Raw genomic sequence first — 2533 nt, forward strand, 5'->3', positions numbered from 1 at the left:
ATCCTCGTGCGTCGCGCGTTCAACGACGCGGGTGCGGCGCCCGCAGGACCCGTCTTCCTCTCCTTGCCGATGGACGTCATGGAGGAAATGAGCACGGTTGGTTTGGTGGACCGCTCCGTCATCAACAGGGACGCCGTCGCCGGCGGGTTGCCGGAACTCGCCCGGATACTATCCTCGATCGTCCCTGGCCGTCTGGCTCTGATCGCAGGAGACGAGGTCTATGCGAGCGATGCATCCGCCGTCGCCATGGCCGTTGCCGAATCCCTGGGTGCCAAGGTTTACGGCTCATCATGGCCATCACGCATTCCCGTGCCGACATCGCATTCTCTTTGGGCGGGAAATCTTCCAACCAAGGCGAGCGCGCTCTCCGATCTGCTCTCGAACTATGATGCGATCTTTGCCCTTGGCGGGAAATCACTGATCACGATCCTCTATACGGAAGGTTCGGCCGTTCCAAACGGGTGCGACGTCTACCAGCTGTCCTCCGACGTTCGTGATCTCGGCCGGACCTATGCAACCAAGCTCTCGGCCGTCGGCGATCTCAAGGCATCGCTCACGGAACTGCTGCCCTTGCTTAGGGAGATGACCAGCGAGCGCACTTCGACATATAGGAAACAAGTGGATGATGCAGGCCGGGCACGCGCCGCGAAACGGGTCGAGCTTTTCAAGCTCGCCGAGGACCAGTGGGACATGCTGCCGATGACCCCGCTTGTCGCCGCGCGCGAGGCCGTGAGGGCTATTGGCCCGAAGATCCCCATCGTCGATGAAGCGATCGCGACGTCGAGCCACGTGCGCGCTTTTCTCGACAGCGACCTATCCAGCCAGTATTCGTTCATGCGCGGAGGTGGTCTCGGCTGGGGAATGCCCGCGTCGGTCGGCTGTTCCCTGGGGCTCGGTCGCGCGCCTGTGGTCTGCCTGATCGGCGACGGGGCGGCCATGTATTCTCCGCAGTCCCTATGGACAGCGGCCCATGAAGAACTCCCGATCACTTTCGTTGTCATGAACAATCGGGAATACAACGTCCTCAAGAATTTCATGAGGTCGCAGACGAACTACGTTTCAAACCGGCTGAACCACTTTCTTGCCATGGATCTCGAAAATCCACGAATCGACTATGTGGCATTGGCGGCGTCCATGGGGGTACCTGCGACACGCGTGCAGCGGGCGGCAGACGTTGCTCCGGCCATTGAGGCGGGTATCGCCAGTAGAAAAGCAAACCTCATCGAGGTCCTGATCAGTGCGACGTGACCCAGTGCGAAAGATCATGATGACGACCGATCTCCCAAAAAGACAGTTCCCGATTTCCATCGATGGCAGAGTGTCGAGCCGCGAGGCCGAATCCCGTGGTCATGCATTTCTCGTCACGACGTCGGGTGAAATCCAGGCACCCCTCAGAGTGCTTGCACTTTTTGGCCAACGGGACCTTATGCCAACCAAAATACTCGTCGAATGCAATGGAAACCAAAACCGGATTATGATTGAAATACAAGATCTTCGTCATGACGACGCCGGCATTCTTGCCGAAAAAATGAGGGCGCTTGTTTCAGTCCACGACGTTGAACTTCAACCACATCTATAGGAGCGCTGCATGAAATTGAATCTCCAGCATATAGCCGCCTTTTCGAATGGGCAGCGCGGCGGCAATCCGGCGGGCGTCGTGATTTGCGACGTGCTACCCGAGCCGGGCGTAATGCAAGAGGTTGCTGCACAGGTTGGCTATTCTGAAACGGTGTTTGCGGCGCCTGGCGATGAAGGCTGGCGCGTTCGTTATTTCGCGCCGGAGGTCGAGGTGGATTTTTGCGGTCACGCGACCATCGCACTTGGCGCTGCACTGGCCCGCCACCAGCAGCCGGGGCTCTTCCGGCTCAGTCTCAACCATGCGCGCATCACCGTTGACGGCTATCTTTCGGAAGCGGAATGGGGCGCGTCTTTTCAGTCGCCGCCGACCCGCAGTGGGCCGGTTTCAGGCCCGGTCCTGACAGAAGCGTTGGATCTTTTTGGTTTGACGCCCGACGATCTGGACGGTCGCATCCCGCCAGCCATTGCTCACGGCGGCGCTGATCATCTCGTGCTGGCCCTGAAGACCCGCGAAACTTTGAAGGCGATGCACTATGACCTCGAAAAGGGGCGAGCCTTTGCCGAGCGGGAAGGCTTTGTCACGCTCAATCTGGTTTACGCAGAGACGGACACACTGTTTCACTCTCGCAACCCCTTTCCGTTTGGCGGCGTCTATGAAGATCCCGCAACCGGCGCAGCGGCAGCGGCGCTCGCGGGCTACATCCGCGACATCGGCTGGCCGCATCAAGGCACCATCGTCATTCGTCAAGGCGAAGACATGGGCATGCCTTCACAATTGAAGGCCGAGATCACGCCCGAGACCGGGGCCAGCATTCGCGTTTCCGGGAGCGCCCGCCTTATTCGTGAAGTACAAACCCTGGAGGCATAAGCGCATGACAACAACACCGGAACAGAAGCTGCTATCTCTCGGGCTGGTATTACCGCCAGCCCCCATGCCTTTGGCGCAATACCGACC

3 protein-coding genes are annotated in these 2533 nt (G+C 59.3%); all 3 read left to right on the forward strand.

Annotated features, from left to right (window positions below; translation table 11 throughout):
- On the forward strand, positions 1-1248 hold a 1248-nt coding region (locus tag ABID16_RS23570), incomplete at its 5' end, for a thiamine pyrophosphate-dependent enzyme (protein WP_354558822.1).
- A gap of 16 nt (positions 1249-1264) precedes the next feature.
- The gene (locus tag ABID16_RS23575) at positions 1265-1579 is read left to right on the forward strand and encodes an ACT-like domain-containing protein (protein ID WP_354558823.1); all 315 of its coding nucleotides are present in this window, start codon (positions 1265-1267) and stop codon (positions 1577-1579) included.
- 15 nt (positions 1580-1594) lie between these two features.
- Positions 1595-2446: a PhzF family phenazine biosynthesis protein gene (locus ABID16_RS23580; protein WP_354558824.1), complete on the forward strand. Its 852-nt coding sequence runs from the start codon at positions 1595-1597 to the stop codon at positions 2444-2446.
- Positions 2447-2533 lie beyond the last annotated feature (87 nt).

It is taken from the genome of Limnomicrobium aquaticum, assembly GCF_040545545.1.
GTDB classification, from domain to species: domain Bacteria; phylum Pseudomonadota; class Alphaproteobacteria; order Rhizobiales; family Rhizobiaceae; genus Ensifer_A; species Ensifer_A aquaticum.